At 65.9% G+C, this 15,269-nt stretch carries 16 protein-coding genes; 5 read left to right on the top strand and 11 right to left on the bottom strand.

Features of this window, described 5'->3' with window-relative positions:
* Positions 1 to 269: 269 nt before the first annotated feature.
* The 3 genes from OC373_RS06800 to grxD all read right to left on the bottom strand — a co-directional run bounded on the left by OC373_RS06800 (position 270) and on the right by grxD (position 4,914).
* Entirely contained in the window at positions 270 to 3,428 is a 3,159-nt protein-coding gene (locus OC373_RS06800) for a TonB-dependent receptor (protein ID WP_037554124.1), read from the bottom strand.
* Between the two features lie 428 nt (positions 3,429 to 3,856).
* Positions 3,857 to 4,597, bottom strand: coding sequence for an SDR family NAD(P)-dependent oxidoreductase (locus OC373_RS06795; protein WP_261997346.1), 741 nt, complete (start codon positions 4,595 to 4,597; stop codon positions 3,857 to 3,859).
* On the bottom strand, positions 4,594 to 4,914 hold the full coding sequence (grxD, locus tag OC373_RS06790; RefSeq protein ID WP_019186185.1) for a Grx4 family monothiol glutaredoxin: 321 nt from the start codon (positions 4,912 to 4,914) through the stop codon (positions 4,594 to 4,596). Before grxD ends, OC373_RS06795 begins: the two co-directional genes overlap by 4 nt.
* Positions 4,915 to 5,076: 162 nt before the next feature.
* Between grxD and OC373_RS06785 the strand changes: the two genes are divergently transcribed.
* Complete coding sequence (locus OC373_RS06785) at positions 5,077 to 5,658, top strand: Fe-Mn family superoxide dismutase (RefSeq protein WP_261997345.1); 582 nt, start codon at positions 5,077 to 5,079, stop codon at positions 5,656 to 5,658.
* Between the two features lie 129 nt (positions 5,659 to 5,787).
* Here OC373_RS06785 and OC373_RS06780 read toward each other — a convergent pair whose 3' ends face one another.
* Positions 5,788 to 6,936: a 5-(carboxyamino)imidazole ribonucleotide synthase gene (locus tag OC373_RS06780; protein ID WP_261997344.1), complete on the bottom strand. Its 1,149-nt coding sequence runs from the start codon at positions 6,934 to 6,936 to the stop codon at positions 5,788 to 5,790.
* Positions 6,933 to 7,436, bottom strand: coding sequence for a 5-(carboxyamino)imidazole ribonucleotide mutase (purE, locus tag OC373_RS06775; RefSeq protein ID WP_019186188.1), 504 nt, complete (start codon positions 7,434 to 7,436; stop codon positions 6,933 to 6,935). Before purE ends, OC373_RS06780 begins: the two co-directional genes overlap by 4 nt.
* Positions 7,437 to 7,495: 59 nt before the next feature.
* Between purE and OC373_RS06770 the strand changes: the two genes are divergently transcribed.
* The 4 genes from OC373_RS06770 to OC373_RS06755 all read left to right on the top strand — a co-directional run bounded on the left by OC373_RS06770 (position 7,496) and on the right by OC373_RS06755 (position 10,271).
* Positions 7,496 to 7,765, top strand: a complete 270-nt coding sequence (locus tag OC373_RS06770) for a Trm112 family protein (RefSeq protein ID WP_019186189.1) — start codon at positions 7,496 to 7,498, stop codon at positions 7,763 to 7,765.
* Positions 7,762 to 8,619, top strand: coding sequence for a carboxylating nicotinate-nucleotide diphosphorylase (gene nadC / locus OC373_RS06765; RefSeq protein ID WP_261997343.1), 858 nt, complete (start codon positions 7,762 to 7,764; stop codon positions 8,617 to 8,619). Before OC373_RS06770 ends, nadC begins: the two co-directional genes overlap by 4 nt.
* A gap of 95 nt (positions 8,620 to 8,714) precedes the next feature.
* A complete protein-coding gene (locus OC373_RS06760) occupies positions 8,715 to 9,830 on the top strand; it encodes a DUF2272 domain-containing protein (protein ID WP_261997342.1) in 1,116 nt (371 codons plus the stop codon).
* 84 nt (positions 9,831 to 9,914) lie between these two features.
* On the top strand, positions 9,915 to 10,271 hold the full coding sequence (locus OC373_RS06755) for a DUF3301 domain-containing protein (protein ID WP_019186192.1): 357 nt from the start codon (positions 9,915 to 9,917) through the stop codon (positions 10,269 to 10,271).
* A 178-nt stretch (positions 10,272 to 10,449) separates the two neighbouring features.
* Here the strand turns inward: OC373_RS06755 and OC373_RS06750 are convergent, their stop codons facing one another.
* The 6 genes from OC373_RS06750 to OC373_RS06725 form a co-directional block, all read right to left on the bottom strand.
* Positions 10,450 to 10,893, bottom strand: a complete 444-nt coding sequence (locus OC373_RS06750) for a ClpXP protease specificity-enhancing factor (RefSeq protein ID WP_019186263.1) — start codon at positions 10,891 to 10,893, stop codon at positions 10,450 to 10,452.
* Positions 10,894 to 11,045: 152 nt separating this feature from the next.
* A complete protein-coding gene (locus OC373_RS06745; protein ID WP_019186262.1) occupies positions 11,046 to 11,681 on the bottom strand; it encodes a glutathione S-transferase N-terminal domain-containing protein in 636 nt (211 codons plus the stop codon).
* A 160-nt stretch (positions 11,682 to 11,841) separates the two neighbouring features.
* Positions 11,842 to 12,588, bottom strand: coding sequence for a cytochrome c1 (locus OC373_RS06740; RefSeq protein WP_019186261.1), 747 nt, complete (start codon positions 12,586 to 12,588; stop codon positions 11,842 to 11,844).
* Positions 12,581 to 13,840: a cytochrome bc complex cytochrome b subunit gene (locus OC373_RS06735; RefSeq protein ID WP_019186260.1), complete on the bottom strand. Its 1,260-nt coding sequence runs from the start codon at positions 13,838 to 13,840 to the stop codon at positions 12,581 to 12,583. Before OC373_RS06735 ends, OC373_RS06740 begins: the two co-directional genes overlap by 8 nt.
* A 2-nt stretch (positions 13,841 to 13,842) precedes the next feature.
* The gene (gene petA / locus OC373_RS06730) at positions 13,843 to 14,463 is read right to left on the bottom strand and encodes a ubiquinol-cytochrome c reductase iron-sulfur subunit (RefSeq protein WP_070426998.1); all 621 of its coding nucleotides are present in this window, start codon (positions 14,461 to 14,463) and stop codon (positions 13,843 to 13,845) included.
* 171 nt (positions 14,464 to 14,634) lie between these two features.
* The coding region (locus tag OC373_RS06725) for a lytic transglycosylase domain-containing protein (protein WP_261997341.1) at positions 14,635 to 15,269 on the bottom strand (635 nt) is incomplete at its 5' end.

The following is a 15,269-nucleotide window of genomic DNA, read 5'->3' as shown; positions in this document are numbered from 1 at the left end:
CCGACTGTACCGCTGCCCCCTTAAAAAGCAAAACGGCCGGGAAACCCGACCGTTTGGATGTGTCCTGACCGCGACAGGGGCACTGGGCCGTCGCAATTGCACTGATTTCCGCGCAACCAACTGAATATACAGGCATGCACTACCCAGCACAACACTCAGTGGGGCGGCCGATGGAGACTGGGGCGCTCCAGCCGCCCCCGTCCTGACAGACAAAAAAAAGCGACCGGGTTACCCCGGCCGCTTTTCAATCATCCACTAGGTCCGACGCATCAGAACTTGTAGCGGAAGCCCAGCTGCAGCGACCACTGCGACACACCGGTGTTGAAACCGTCGGCGTCCGCGTTGGCGAAGGCGCTGTCGGTCACGGTGGCGCTCGTGTTGCCCTGGCGCTCTGCACGGAACTCGTACAGGTACTTGCCAGTGGTCGGGTCGATGCCGCGGAAGTTGGCGATGCCCTGGTCAGCATAGAAGCCGAAGTCGTCGATGCGACCCCACTTCTTGTTGAGCAGGTTGCCCACGTTCTGGATATCGAGCCAGATTTCGGACTTGTGGCCCTTCATGAAGCCCGGCAACTGCTGGGTGATACGCACGTCAAAGGTGTTGACCCAACCGGCGCGAGCCGAGTTCTGCGGGGTCACCTGGCCGGCGTAACGGTTCAGCTGTGCATTGTTCTCCATCCATGCGAAGAAGGCTTCTTCCATGGCGGCACCGCCGGTGAACAGCACGTCGCCACGACCCTTCGGCACATAGAACAGGTCGTTGTAGGTGCGGCCGTCGCCGTTCATGTCGTTGGAGTACACGAAGCTGTACGGACGACCGGTACGGCCTTCATAGAACATGCCGACCTGGGTCTCGTAGTCACCGAAGAACGCATGCTTCCAGTTCACCGAACCCGAGATGCGGTTGCGGATCTCGTAACGCGAGCGCGCAAGCGCGTTCTCGTTGGCCTGGAAGATGTAGTTGTTGTTCCAGTTCGAGGTCGCCACCGAGGAGGTGTTGCTGGCAACTTCCTTCGCATCGGTATAGGTGTAGCCCAGGTTCCAGGCCCAGTCACTGTCCGGGCTGAACGGCTTGGCCAGGGACACGGTGAACTGCGCGGTGCGGCCCTTGTCGGTGTTGTCCAGCAGCACGGCATCGCTCACCCAGCTCGGGGTGGTCGACTTGGAGGTCGAGGCGTTGGCAACGTTGCCCCAGTAGAAGTTGCGACCGTCCGGACCGCCGGTGTAGCTCGGCTGCATCAGCTCCAGGCGCTTGAAGTACAGACCATCCTTGACCTTGGTCACCAGCAGCTCGGCCGATGCGACCAGACCGTTCCACGGCAGTTCGTGATCGAACGCCAGATTGGCCTTGTACACGGACGGGGTGCGGAAATCGTCGGAGACGAAGTTCACGACCTGCTGTGCCGGACGGTTGCGGTTGTTGTACGGGTAATCGGTGCCCTGGGTGAAGTTCACGCCGTTGTTGGCGTAGATGTTGCCCAGCCACACCTGCGGCGCTTCACCACGGAAGAGGCCAACGCCACCGCGCAGCTGCGTCGGGCGATCGCTGTCGAAGGTGTAGTTGAAGCCCACGCGCGGCTGCACCAGGAAGCCGTTGTCGCCGATCGAACGGTTGTCGTAACCGAAGAACTCGCTGGCGCGCTGGTTGTAGGCCGTGTCCTTGTTGGTGTCGTACTTGTCCGCACGCACGCCCAGGGTCAGGGTCAGGTTGTTGTTGACGTACCACGTGTCCTGCACGAACAGGCCCAGGGTGGTGTAGTCGTAGTCGGCCGCAAGGCTCTCCACGCCACCGTCCACCGGGTTGCGCCAGGTGCTGACCACCGGCGTGTTGTTACGGAAGCCTTCGATGCCGTTGTAGACCAGGTAACCGTCAATGTTCGGTGCGTACAGGTTGTAGATTTCGTTCTTGCTGTAATCCGCACCGAACTTCACGTCATGGTCGCCCAGGGTGAGCGTGCCGGAGGCGAAGTAGTTCCAGGTCTTGGTGTACAGCTCGTTGTACTGGGTGTTGGCTTCGGTACCCAGGTACAGGGTCGGGTTGGCGACCGACTCACGGTTCGAGTTCAGACCGCCGAAACCGATCAGGATCGCCGGAGTACCCGGAGCCGACGGATTACGGATGGCCGAGTAATCACGGTAGCTGGCCTTGATTTCGGTCGAGAAGTTGTCGCTCCAGTCGCTGAACAGCTGGCCGACGTAGGACTCGATCTTCTTGTCGTGCTGGTACCAGTACGAGCTGATCGAGGCACCGGTGGTCTGGCCGTAGCCGTTGATGCGCAGCTTGTCCTGCTCCAGCTTGCTGTAGCGGAAGCTCGCACGCTGATTGTCGGTGATGTTCCAGTCCAGCTTCAGCGCGTACTCTTCGAGGTTGGTGTCCGAAGCGGCGTCGTAGCTGCCCGCCGACACGCCATAGCGCTCCTGGAAGATCTGCTGGGCCTGCGCGATCTGGGCATCGGTGATGGTACCGGCGCCGATGGCGCTGCCGGCGATGTCGGCGCCCGGGGCGGACTGCTCGAACTTCTCATAGTTGGCGAAGAAGAACAGCTTGTCCTTCACCAGCGGGCCACCCAGCGTGAAGCCGTAGGTCTTCTCGTCTTCGAAACCGTTGAACTTGCCGCCACCCGGGTTGTCACCGAACCAGCTGCCGTCACGCATGTAGCCGTAGACCGAGCCGTGGAACTCATTGGTACCCGACTTGGTCACGGCATCCACCACAGCGCCGGTGGCGCCGGTGATGGTGATGTCGTAGCTGGACAGGTCGACGTTGATGGCTTCGATGGCTTCCATCGAAACCGGCTGGCGACGGGTCGGGAAGCTGTTGCCTTCCAGGCCAAAGGTGTCGCTGGCGGACACGCCATCGATACGGACGGCGTTGTAGCGCGGGTTCTGGCCGCCGGCGCTGATGCTGCCCGAAGCACGGTCAACGAAAGCGACGCGCGGGTCCAGGCGCATCATGTCCTGGATGTTGCCGCCGACGGACGGCATGGCTTCGATCGTTTCCTGGCTGATCGACGTGCCCGAGCCCATCTTGGTGGCGCTGAACACTTCCGAGCCTGCGGCCACGGCGGTGACCTGCACGGCATCGAGGTTCGTTGCAGCGAGGTCGCCGGTCAGTGCCGCATTGACGGTACCGATCTGGTTGACGCCGAGGTACACACCCTCTTCCGTCTTGGTGCCTTCACCCGGCTTGTTGATGGTGATGGTGTACGGACCACCCACGCGCAGGCCGCGCGCGTTGTAACGACCCGATGCATCGGTCGTGGCGCGGCTGACGGTGCCCGACTCGGTGTGCGTGATGGTGACTTCTGCACCGACGACAGGCGCGCCTGCAGCCGACGTGACCTGACCGCCCACACCGGAAGAGGTGCTCTGGGCGAAGGCGGGAGCGGCGGCAAGTGCAGCCACGAGACCAAGCGTGAGCTTGGACATCCGGAGACAACGGGAGTGGGTCATTGGGGAGTAGCCTCGATGCGAGATTGGCGATGGCGGAGAAAAAAACGCGCCCAAGCAGCCTTGCTGGCGGCTGACTGGACTTTTATCTGGGTTCCCTAGCCGCGAGCTGGTTTCAGCCGCAACGGTTAACACTAGATTAACACGATAGCCTCGGATTGTGACGGTTTGGCGACAAAACACACGCCATCACAACGGGATCATGACGCCATCTTCACATTTGATTGTGACCGGCTGAATGCGGGCTACCGAGGGCCTCAGCGGTGTCCGGTTGGCGTTCTGCGGGTTGGCTGGGGAGCCGGCCAGCGGCCGGCACTACCTATAGGCCCGGGACACATTCAGGAGGCTCTGGGCACGTTGAGGAGGCCCGGGGCACGTTCGCGCCAGCGGTGACGCCTTTGCCGCGCTCAGGCGTCGAGAATCTGGCCGCGATACGCCGCGCCGGCAGCGGACAACAGCAGGACCGCGGCGGCGGCACACTCGGCCGGGTCACGGGCGGTGCGGTCCTCATCCAGCGAGAATGCACGGGCGCGCAGGGCCGTGCGCATCGGGCCCGGCTGCAGGCCACTGACCCGGACCGGGCTGCGGCCGAGTTCGTCATGCAGCGAGGCGATCAGCCCACGCAGGCCGTGCTGGGCGGCGCCGTAGCCCCCCCAATAGGCCTGCCCCACCCGTGCCGGATCGTCCACGGTGAACACCAGCGCGGCATCGTCGCTCTGGCGCAGCAGCGGCAGGCAGGCCTGGGCCAGCCAGGCCGGCGCGGTCAGGTTCACGTGCACGGCGCGGGCGAAGGCGGCCGGGTCAGCCAGCTCGAACGGGGTCAGCCCGGCGAAATCGGCCGCACAGTAGAGCACCCCATCCAGGTGGCCAAGTTCGGATTGCAGGCGTTCGGCCAGGGTCGCGTAATCGTCGGGGGTAGCCCCTTCCAGATCCAGCGGATACAGCAGCGGCTCGGGACCGGCTGCCTCGACGGCGGCATAGACCCGGTCCAGGCGGCGCGGTTTGCGCCCCAGCAGGACCACGGTTGCCCCGGCCTGCGCGCAGGCCACGGCTGCGGCGCTGCCAAAGCCTCCCCCGGCCCCGGCGATGAGAATGACGCGATCGGCGAGCGATCCGGTCCCGACCACCGCGGACGGGACCGCGCTCACGGCTGGGAGGCCTCTTCGACGATCCGCTTGAGCTCGCCGGATTCGAACAGCTCCAGCACGATGTCGCAGCCACCGATCAGCTCGCCGTGGATGAACAGCTGCGGGAAGGTCGGCAGGTTGGAGAAGCGCGGCAGGTTGGCGCGGATCTCGGGTTCTTCCAGCACGTTGACCGTGCGCAGCGCGATCGCGCCGGCGGCCATCAATGCCTGGATGGCACGGCTGGAAAAGCCGCACATGGGATATTGCGGAGTGCCCTTCATGAACAACACGAGGGGGTAACGTTCGACTTCGGACTGGATCTGCTGCATCACCGCCACAACGACTCTCCCTCCAATGGGACAACCCGGCCTCACCGGTCGGATAGACTTCCCTGGCCGCCATTGTATGCCCTACCTTCGCGTGGTGGGCACCCTGCCATCGGCCACACTGATGCCGATCCGCGATCGCGCGGCGCTTTCCCTTCCCAATCTGTCGTGCCCATGCCCCTCGAACTGCCTCGCCTCCCCTACGACCGCACCGCCCTGCAACCCCACCTGTCGGCGCAGACGCTGGACCTGCATCACGGGCGGCACCTGCGCGGCTATCTGGACACGGTCAACGCACGTATCGAAGGCACGGAACTGGCCGAGCTGCCACTGGAGGACATCGTCCGCCAGAGCCAGGGCAGCCTGTTCGATGCCGCAGCCCAGGCCTGGAACCACCAGTTCTATTTCCACTGCCTGCACCCGCGCGCCGGTGGCGAGCCGCAGGGTCGGCTGGGCGAACTGGTGACCCGTCATTTCGGCGATGCCAAACGGCTGCGCGAGGCGTTCGACCGGGCGGCGTTGAGCCTGTTCGGCTCAGGCTGGGTGTGGCTGGTACAGCATCCCAACGGCGCACTGGCGATCCAGGTGACGCGCAATGCGGGCACGCCCCTTACCGGCGAGAGCACCCCGCTGCTGGCCTGCGATGTGTGGGAGCACGCGTATTACCCCGACTACCAGAATGAGCGCGCGCGCTATCTGGAGGCGTTCTGGAAACTGGTGAACTGGGACTTCGTTACCGCGCAGCTGCGCGACTGATGCCCGGCAGCGCACGGCCGTTGGTCGTGCGTCCCGGTCATGCGCCCTGGCAGGTAGTGCCGGCCGCTGGCCGACTCCCCTTGTACCTTGCACCGCGGGAGCTGGCCAGCGGCCGGCACTACCGGACCTCTAACCGCGCAGGATCTCGATCACCCGCGCGACCTGCTCGCCGCGATCAAGCTGCCCACCGACACGTTCCAATGCATCGGCCAGCACCGCCGCATCGTCATCACGCAGCGTGGCATGGCCAACCTTGCGCCCGTCCCGGGCCTGCTTGCCGTAATCGTGCCAATGGCCGCTGGCCTGCGCGAGCACGGCGTTGGCCTCCGGCATCTGCCCGATCCAGTTGAGCATGCAGGCATGACCCAGCATGCGCGTATCGCCCAGCGGCAGGCCCAGCACGGCGCGCAGGTGGTTTTCGAACTGCGAGGTCTCGCTGCCTTCGATGGTCCAGTGGCCGGAGTTGTGCACGCGCGGGGCCATCTCGTTGGCCAGCAGCTCATCGCCACGGCAGAACAGCTCCAGCGCGAACACGCCGACATAGTCCAGCCGCTCGGCCAGGGTGCGTGCGTAGCCGATGGCCGCCTCGTGCTGCGCCGCTGACAGCTGCGCCGGCGCCAGGCTGGCCGAGAGCACGCCGTTGACGTGCCAGTTGCCGGTGATCGGCCAGGCGCGGAACTCGCCGTCCTGCGCCCGTACCGCCACCACGCTGACCTCGCGATCGAAGGCGACGAAACCCTCCAGGATCAACCCGGTCTTGTCGACCTGGCTGCCGAGGGAGTCCCAGGCCGCGTCGATATCGGCGGCGCTGCGGATCCGGAACTGGCCCTTGCCGTCATAGCCCAGGCGGCGGGTCTTGACGATGCAGGGCATGCCGAACTCGGCGACCTTGGCGGCCAGTTCGTCACGGCTGCGGATATCGGCGAAGGCTGGCAGCGGGATGCCCAGCGACTGGAACAGGGTCTTCTCGCTGAGCCGGTCCTGGGCCACCGCCAGCGCATCCGGATGGGGATGCACCGGTACGCGCTCGGCCAGGAACTTGGCGCTGCGCGCCGGCACGTTCTCGAAATCGAAGGTCACCACGTCCACGCGGGCGGCGAACGCGGCCAGGGCCGCCTCATCCTCGAACGCGGCCACCTGCAGTGGCGCGACCTGGCCGCCACAGGCATCGGCGGCCGGATCGAACAGCTCGAAGCGCAGCCCCATCGGCGCACCGGCCAGGACCATCATGCGGGCGAGCTGACCGCCGCCCAGAATGCCAACGGTCCTGACGCTCATTGACGCGGGTCGTCGTGGGCCATGACGTCTTCGGTCTGGCGGGCGCGGAAGGCCTCCAGCGCCTCGCCGATCGCCGGCTGGTCCGAGGCCAGCATCGCCGCGGCGAACAGCGCCGCGTTGGAAGCGCCGGCGTTGCCGATGGCGAAGGTGGCGACCGGGATGCCGGCCGGCATCTGCACGATCGAGAGCAGCGAATCCATGCCGTTCAGGGCCTTGGACTGCACCGGCACGCCCAGCACCGGCACGGCGGTCTTGGCGGCGATCATGCCCGGCAGGTGCGCGGCCCCGCCGGCACCGGCGATGATCGCGCGCAGGCCACGCTGGCCCGCCTGCTCGGCGTAGGTGAACAGCACGTCCGGCGTGCGGTGCGCCGAGACCACTTTCACTTCATAGGGAACACCCAGCGAATCCAGCTTCTGGGCGGCGTGCTGCATGGTTTCCCAATCCGAGCGGGAACCCATGACGATGCCGACGAGCGGCGCGGTTTGGTTGAGGGTCATTGGCCGTCACCTGCCTTAAAGACGTATTCTAGCCGTCTTCCACGCAAGACGAAGAATCCATGGATCGCAAGCTGCTCGACCTCCTGTGCTCGCCCGATACGCGCCAGCCCCTGTCCCTGCTCGATGCCACCGGTCTGGACGCGCTCAACCGCGCGATCGGCAGCGGCGCCGTGCTCAAGGCCGATGGCAGCCCGCAGGCGCAGACGCTGCGCGAGGCCCTGCTGACCCGCGACCGCAAGCAGGTGTTCCGCGTGGACGATGGCATCCCGGTGCTGCTGGCCGAAGAGGCCATTGCCACCGCCCAGATCGCCGATTTCCCGGAAAAATGAGCCACCTCCCCGTGCCGGCCCCCGAGGCCGCCCTGGTGGCCGCCGATGTGGCCCGTGCACTGGCCGAGGACATCGGCAGCGGTGATGTCACCGCCGCCCTGCTTCCGGACCGCCCCGACACTGCCTACCTGCTGTGCAAGCAGGACGCGGTGATCGCCGGCCGCCCCTGGTTCGATGCGACCCACAAGGCGCTGGATCCGCAGGTGCGGATCGACTGGCGCGTGGCCGAGGGCGACCGTGTCGCCGCCGGCACCGTGCTGGCCCTCCTGCAGGGCCGCAACCGCAGCCTGGTGAGCGCCGAACGCACCTCGCTGAATTTCCTGCAGACCCTGTCGGGCACGGCGACCACCACCGCGCAGTACGTCGCGGCGGTGGCCGGCACCGGCGCGCGGATCCTGGACACCCGCAAGACGCTGCCCGGCCTGCGCGTCGCGCAGAAGTACGCGGTGCGCTGTGGCGGCGGTGACAACCACCGCCTGGGCCTGTTCGACACGGTCATGCTCAAGGAAAACCACATCCGCGCGGCCGGCTCGCTGACCGCGGCGGTGCAGGCAGCGCGCGTGCAGTGGCCGGCGTTGCCGCTGGTGGTCGAGGTTGAAGACCTGGACCAGCTGCGCGAGGCGCTGGAGGTGGGCTGCACCCGCATCCTGATCGATGACTTCGATGCCGCCACCCGGCGCGAGGCCGTGCGCATCGCGGCCGGGCGGATTCCGCTGGAAGTCTCCGGCAGCGTCGGCCTGGACGGGCTGCGCGCGATCGCCGAGGACGGCGTGGACTGCATCTCCATCGGCGGGGTGACCAAGCACGTGCAGGCGATCGACCTGTCGTTGAAACTGGGCCCGCCCCCCGGCTGAAGCGCGTGCCGATCCACGGGCGATGCCTCCCCGCTTTCACGGTATGGGCAGATGCGGTCTGCGAGGCTGCGTCTGCCCCCATCTGGAATGCACGCATGCGCTGCCTGCCGCTTCTCGCCTGCCTGTCTCCCCTGCTCGCGCTGCTGCCGCTCCAGGCATCCGCAGCCGAGGTCTGCGATGTGCCCCCGCGCTTCGGACTCAGCCCGGTGGCGATCAACATCGTCCGGACCGCCTGCACTGAACATCGCCTCTGGTATCGGCCCTTCATCGACCGCGATGGACGCGCGGCCAGCCTGAGCGTCACCGAAGCCGAGGACGTCCACCTGGCCGACAACGGCCTGGTCGCCTGGCAGCGCGTGGTCGGGTACTGGCGGCAGAGCGGCACGTTGTCGCCGATGGGGAGCCAGCCCGGCGCATCGAGCTGCATGGCCCCGCCGGGTACGCGCTATACCGATACCGATTGCCGTGCTTTCCTGATCGACAACCCATGGTCGGCGGCCTTCATCTCATGGGTCATGACCCGCGCCTCGGTACCCGGCTTTACCCGTTCGCCCCGACACATCGACTATATCCGGGCCGCCTTCCAGAACAGTGGTCCGTACCGCATGGCCGATCCCGCGCAGGAGAAGCCTGCACCCGGCGACCTGCTGTGCTACCTCCGCGACCGGCGTGAAACGCTGAGCTACAGCGGCCTGGTCCAGTCGCTGTCCAACGGCTCGGTCACGCACTGGAAATCGCACTGCGAAGTGGTCATCGCGGCCAACATGGGCGGTGACCGCACGCTGTATCTGATCGGCGGCAACGTCATGAACACCGTGGCGATGCGCAAGCTCTCGCTGGACCGCAGTGGCCGGATCGAGCTGCCGCCGGCCAAAGCCACGGCGAGCGACGGCATGGACCTGGGCTGCACGCCCGGCCGCGAAGAGGAGTGCAGCTTCAATCGCCAGGATTGGGCCGCCCTGCTGAAACTGGTGGCCACCGCGCCCGCGCCGATGCCGACGGTCACCCCGGACCCGGTGACCCCGCCCGCTGCCGGTGCTGGTGCCACGGCACCGCCGATGGCATCGCCGGCTTCCCAGGCACCGATGCGGGCCCCCACCGTGGTGCCGCCCCGCCCGCCGGTCCCGAACGCGGATCCGAGTCCGAATCCCAATCCAACTCGAACTCCAACGCCAACGCCCCTTCCGGTCCCGCCACCCCGCACACCCTGATCATGATCAGGCGCATGGCTTGATCCGCGCCGCGTTCGTCGCCATCTTGGAGTCACCGACCTCCCTGACCGCGCCGAGTCACCGATGCCCAGTTTGATCCTGTTGATGATTGCCGGCGCGTTCGCCTACGCCTTCTGGAATTCCTCGCGTGCCGCCGCCGAACGCGCCGGCGTGCTCGGGCGCAACGCCTGCCGCGCAGCCGACGTGCAGTGGCTGGACCAGAGCGTGCATGCCACCGGCCTGCGCGTATGCCGCAAGGACAATGGCTGGCTGGGCTGGGAGCGCACCTTCAAGTTCGAGTACTCGCACGATGGCGTGGACCGCCACAGCGGGCGCATGGTGCTGCGCGGCGATCAGCTGATCACCTTCGTGGGGCCGTCGGCGGCGCGGATCAGCGAGATCCGGCGCGATATCGATACCCGCGACGCCGAAGACGTCTGACCCCGGTAGAGCCGACCGTTGGTCGGCTGCGGTTGGCCGTGGCCTTCGATGGGCGTGGAGAGCAGCCGACCAACGGTCGGCTCTACCGGGTCGTTGCCGCCGATGGCTGCGGAGAGCAGCCGACCAACGGTCGGCTCTACCCATGAAAATGGCCGCCTTGCGGCGGCCATTGTGTGTCTTATTTGACCACCCGCAGATGCGGGCGACCGCTGGGCTTGGGCGGTGCGTCGTCCGGCGGCGTCGGTGAATCGTCCGGCGGCAGCTCGTCGTCCGGGCCCGGCTCATGGCCGGGGATGTCATCGGGCAGCGCCATGCCCTGCCCGGTCTCGCGGGCATACACCGCCAGCACGGCCGAGATCGGCACCTGCACCGGGTAACTGGTGCCGGAGAAACGGGCCGAGAAGCTCACGCTCTCATTGTCGATATGCAGGCGTACCACGGCGCGCTCGGCGATGTTCAGCACGACGCGACCGTCCTTGACCGCGCTCTGCGGAACCTGCACGCCGGGCATGCCGGCGTCGACCAGGATGTGCGGCGTCAGGTCGTTGTCATTGATCCATTCCACCAGGGCCCGCAACAGGTACGGGCGGTGGCTGGTCATGCGAAAAGTGTCTTCTGTCATGTGGTAGAGCCGAGCCGTGCTCGGCTGCTCTTGATCCGGATTGCCTGATGCAAGTGTACGCGCCCGCCCACCCGCAGGTCAGCCATGGCGCGTACCGGCACCGCGATTTCGTTCAGTACAGCCGTGCCGCACGCGGCACTCGCCCCTGCCGATCAGACCGGCAGATCGCGCAGCTTCTTTTCCTGATCGGTCAGGCTGCGGATGAAGCCCGGGTGCCGGAAAATGCGGTTGCCGTAGTCTTCGATCGATTTGCCATCCTTCGGCAACGGCACGTCCAGCGCCTGCAGCCGCCAGATGATCGGCGCCATCGCGCAGTCGGCCAGGCTCATTTCCGGATTGAGGAAGAACTTGCTGGCCTTGAACAGCGGCACCGCGCTGGTCAGCAGTTCCTTGAGACGTTTGCGCCCGGCCTCGGCCTGGGTCTTGTTGCCCAGCTGGATGGCCTGCACCTGCGGCACCCAGTCGTGTTCGATGCGCAGCATCGCCAGGCGGATGCGGGCCCGCGAGAGCGGATCGACCGGCATCAGCGGCGGGTGCGGATAGCGCTCGTCCAGGTACTCGCTGACCACCGAGGCCGCGTACAGCACCAGCTCGCGTTCCACCAGGGTGGGCACGGAGTGATACGGATTGAGATCGATGAGATCTTCGGGCGGGTTCTGCGGGTCGACCGGCACGGAGTCATAAGTGACGCCCTTGGCCGCCAGTACCAGCCGTACGCGATGGCACAGGACATCGTCGTTCGAGGAAAACAGCGTCAGGGTATTCCGCATGCGTACGCTCGCCGCCATCAAAGGCTCTCCAACGTCCGGTAACCGCCGGTCGTATCGGCGCCGCCAGCCCATTGCTGACGGTCGTCACAGTACCCGAGTGTGCAACCGCACATCACAAAAGCCAATAGGTCGATCGTCCCACCTGGGGAACGATCGCCGCGGGAAGGCGCCGGACCGCTCAGTGGACGTCCTTCCAGTATTCCTTCTTGAGCAGATAGGCCAGGAAGGTGAGCAGTGCCAGGAACAGGATCACCCATACCCCCAGCTTCTGCCGCTTCAGGGCGGCCGGCTCACCGGCATACTCCAGGAAATTGGTGATGTCGCGCACCGCCTGGTCGTATTGGCCGGCATCGATGTTGCCGGGCTGTTCGATCTTCAGGCCGACCACCGGCGGGTCTTCGCCGGGATTCTCCGGCTTGCCGTGCACGGCGTGCTGGAGCCCCTGCATTTCCCACAGCGGGTTGGGCATGGAGGCATTCGGGAACACGGTGTTGTTCCACCCCAGCGGACGCGTGGGATCGAGGTAGAACGACTTGAGGTAGGTGTAGACCCAGTCACTGCCCCGCACCCGCGAGATCAGGCTCAGGTCCGGCGGCATCTTGCCGAACCACTTTTCCGCCTGCGCCTTGGGCATCGTCACCGGGATCGGCTCACCGACCGGCGTACCGGTGAAGTTGAGGTTGTTCATGACCTCTTCTTCGCTCAGCCCGAGATCGGCGGCCATGCGCGAGTAGCGCAGGTATTTGAGCGCGTGGCAGCCTGAGCAGTAGTTCATGTAGAGCTGTGCGCCACGCTGCAGCGACGCACGGTCGCTGAGGTCGTTGCCGGCCTGCAGGGTCTTGGCGCCTTCGGCGGCATCGGCCACCGCGACACCGAGCATCAGGGCGGCCGCGCAGGCCAGCCGGACAATCCAGTGGTCAGTCATGCGTGGTCACCCGGTCCGGTACCGGCTTGGTCCTGTCCAGCTTGGTCCATAGCGGCATGGTGATGAAGAAGGCAAAGTACAGGAAGGTCAGCACGCGCCCGATGTAGGTCTCGTGCGCATCCGTACCCGGGCCGGAGCCGATCACGCCCAGCCACACGAAGCACACCGCGAACATGCCCAGCAGACCGCGCGAGAGCAGGCCGCGGTAGCGGTAGGACTTCACCCGCGCGCGATCCAGCCACGGCACCAGGAACAGGATGGCGATCGCCGAGAACATCACGATCACGCCGCCGAGCTTGTTGGGCACCACGCGCAACATCGCGTAGTACGGGGTGTAGTACCAGACCGGCTTGATGTGCTCGGGTGTCACCAGGCGGTTGGCCTCGGTGAAGTTGTCGTGCTCCAGGAACAGGCCGCCGAAGGCCGGCGCGAAGAAGATGATGAAGGCGGCAATGATCAGCAGGAAGCCGGCGCCGACCGCATCCTTGAGCGTGTAGTACGGGTGGAAGGGAATGCCGTCGGTAGGCGCGATGGCCGACCAGCGGTTGCCCTTCGGCCCCTTCTTGATCTCCACGCCGTCCGGGTTGTTGGAGCCCACCTCGTGCAGCGCGCCCAGGTGCAGCACCACCAGCAGCAACAGCACCAGCGGCAGGGCGATCACGTGCAGGGCGAAGAAGCGGTTGAGGGTGGCGTCGCTGGGCAGGTAGTCGCCCATGATCCATTCGGTCAGGCCGGTGCCGATCACCGGGATCGCACCGAACAGCGAGATGATCACCTTCGCGCCCCAGAACGACATCTGGCCCCATGGCAGCACGTAGCCCATGAAGGCTTCGGCCATCAGCACCAGGTAGATCAGCATGCCGAGGATCCAGACCAGCTCGCGCGGCTTCTGGTAACTGCCGTAGAGCAGCCCGCGGAACATGTGCAGGTAGACCACGATGAAGAACAGCGAGGCACCGGTGGAGTGCATGTAGCGGATCAGCCAGCCCCACTCCACGTCCCGCATGATGTATTCGATGGAGGCGAACGCTTCGGCCGCGTTCGTCTTGTAGTGCATCGTCAGGAAGATGCCGGTGACGATCTGGTTGACCAGGATCAGCAGCGCGAGCGAGCCGAAGTAGTACCAGATGTTGAAGTTCTTCGGCGCGTAGTACTCGGTGACGTGCTTGCGGTAGACCGGCATCAGGCCCGGCGCGCGTGCGTTGACCCAGTCGGCGACGCCGGTGGCGGTGCGGGAAAGGATATTGGCCATGATCAAGCCGCCCCCTGCGGATCAACGCCGATGATGATGGTGTTGTCGTCCTGGTAATGGTGCGGCGGCACCAGCAGGTTGATCGGTGCCGGAACATCCTTGAACACGCGACCGGACATGTCGAAGCGCGACTTGTGGCAGGGGCAGAAGTAGCCTCCCTTCCACTGGGGGTCGTAGGGCTCGGGGCGGATCTCGGCGACCATTTCCGGCGAACAGCCCAGATGGGTGCACAGCCCGACCAGCACCGAGACCTCGGCCTTGATCGAGCGGAATTCGGGATTCTGCTTGAGCACGTACTCGGGCTGCTGTTCTTTCTCGCCCGATCCGGGATCCTTGAGGCGGCCGTCCAGTCCGTGCAGCGCATCGAGGATGGCCTTGGAGCGCTTGACGATCCAGATCGGCTGTCCACGCCACTCCATGACCAGACGCTGGCCTTCCTGGAGCGCACTGATGTCGGCAATCACCGGGGCACCGGCCAGTTTGGCGCGGGCGCTGGGATTCCAGGACTTGATGAACGGTACCGCTGCAAATCCGACGCCGACCGCTCCGACCACCGCAGTGGTTGCTGAGAGAAACCGCCGACGTCCAGTATTGACTGGATCGTTTACCCCATCGTTGGCCATCCGGCACTCCGATATTGATTTAGGTAGCTTGAGGCTGCCAGCAGACCGGTGGGGGCCAGTCCACATTGAATCAGCCGCGAGTGTAGCTGAACCGAAGTCGGCCACACAACGCGGTACTACGGAACGACATTACCCCGACAGTACGGCATCAGGCACCACCGGCGCCATGGGTCATTGATGGCTGGCCACGGCGCCGCGGTAGCGGTCGGCCAACAGGGCCACCCGCTTCACGTAATACTGGGTCTCGCTGTAAGGCGGCACGCCACCATGGCGATCGACCGCGCCCTCGCCGGCGTTGTAGCCCGCCGCGGCCAGGGTGAGATCGCCGTTGAAGCGCTTGAGCAGCCAGGACAGGTACTGCACACCGCCGCGGATGTTCTGCGAGGCATCGAAGGAATCGCTGACCCCGAAGCGGCGCGCGGTCGGCGGCATCAGCTGCATCAGCCCCTGCGCGCCGGCCCGGCTGAGCGCGGTCGGGTTGTAGGCCGATTCGGCATGGATGATCGCGCGGACCACCGCCTCTTCCACCCCGAACTCGCGGGCCGCGGCGGCGATCTCGCTCTGGTAGGCCGTGGTGTTGAGCCGTACCGAGCCGAAGTTGACCGCCGGGTTGGCGCCACAGGCGTAGCAGCGCTCGATGAAGCTGTAGTGGATGGTGCGGACCTGGCCGAGGCTGGCGACCCCGCTCGGGCGTGCGCTGGTGTAATGGCGCACGCCGTCTTTCATATAGGCATACAGCTGGCCACTGCGGACCTTTCCAGCCTTGTTGCCAGCCGCCGCCGGAGCGGAGGGCGCGGTCAGCACCG

This window comes from Stenotrophomonas sp. Ste96 (assembly GCF_024519495.1).
Taxonomy (GTDB): Bacteria; Pseudomonadota; Gammaproteobacteria; order Xanthomonadales; family Xanthomonadaceae; genus Stenotrophomonas; species Stenotrophomonas bentonitica_A.
The sequence above is the reverse complement of the archived record's forward strand: the minus strand, read 5'-3'. Positions and strand labels throughout refer to the sequence as shown.

Excerpts from the sequence above, each read along its gene's own strand:
- OC373_RS06740 (WP_019186261.1), bottom strand. The coding sequence starts at position 12,588 with ATGACTGACCACTGGATTGTCCGGCTGGCCTGCGCGGCCGCCCTGATG.
- OC373_RS06800 (WP_037554124.1), bottom strand. The coding sequence starts at position 3,428 with ATGTCCAAGCTCACGCTTGGTCTCGTGGCTGCACTTGCCGCCGCTCCC.
- petA (WP_070426998.1), bottom strand. The coding sequence starts at position 14,463 with ATGGCCAACGATGGGGTAAACGATCCAGTCAATACTGGACGTCGGCGG.
- OC373_RS06745 (WP_019186262.1), bottom strand. The coding sequence starts at position 11,681 with ATGGCGGCGAGCGTACGCATGCGGAATACCCTGACGCTGTTTTCCTCG.
- OC373_RS06780 (WP_261997344.1), bottom strand. The coding sequence starts at position 6,936 with ATGAGCGTCAGGACCGTTGGCATTCTGGGCGGCGGTCAGCTCGCCCGC.
- nadC (WP_261997343.1), top strand. The coding sequence starts at position 7,762 with ATGAGCCACCTCCCCGTGCCGGCCCCCGAGGCCGCCCTGGTGGCCGCC.
- OC373_RS06755 (WP_019186192.1), top strand. The coding sequence starts at position 9,915 with ATGCCCAGTTTGATCCTGTTGATGATTGCCGGCGCGTTCGCCTACGCC.
- OC373_RS06735 (WP_019186260.1), bottom strand. The coding sequence starts at position 13,840 with ATGGCCAATATCCTTTCCCGCACCGCCACCGGCGTCGCCGACTGGGTC.
- OC373_RS06750 (WP_019186263.1), bottom strand. The coding sequence starts at position 10,893 with ATGACAGAAGACACTTTTCGCATGACCAGCCACCGCCCGTACCTGTTG.
- OC373_RS06785 (WP_261997345.1), top strand. The coding sequence starts at position 5,077 with ATGCCCCTCGAACTGCCTCGCCTCCCCTACGACCGCACCGCCCTGCAA.
- purE (WP_019186188.1), bottom strand. The coding sequence starts at position 7,436 with ATGACCCTCAACCAAACCGCGCCGCTCGTCGGCATCGTCATGGGTTCC.
- OC373_RS06760 (WP_261997342.1), top strand. The coding sequence starts at position 8,715 with ATGCGCTGCCTGCCGCTTCTCGCCTGCCTGTCTCCCCTGCTCGCGCTG.
- OC373_RS06770 (WP_019186189.1), top strand. The coding sequence starts at position 7,496 with ATGGATCGCAAGCTGCTCGACCTCCTGTGCTCGCCCGATACGCGCCAG.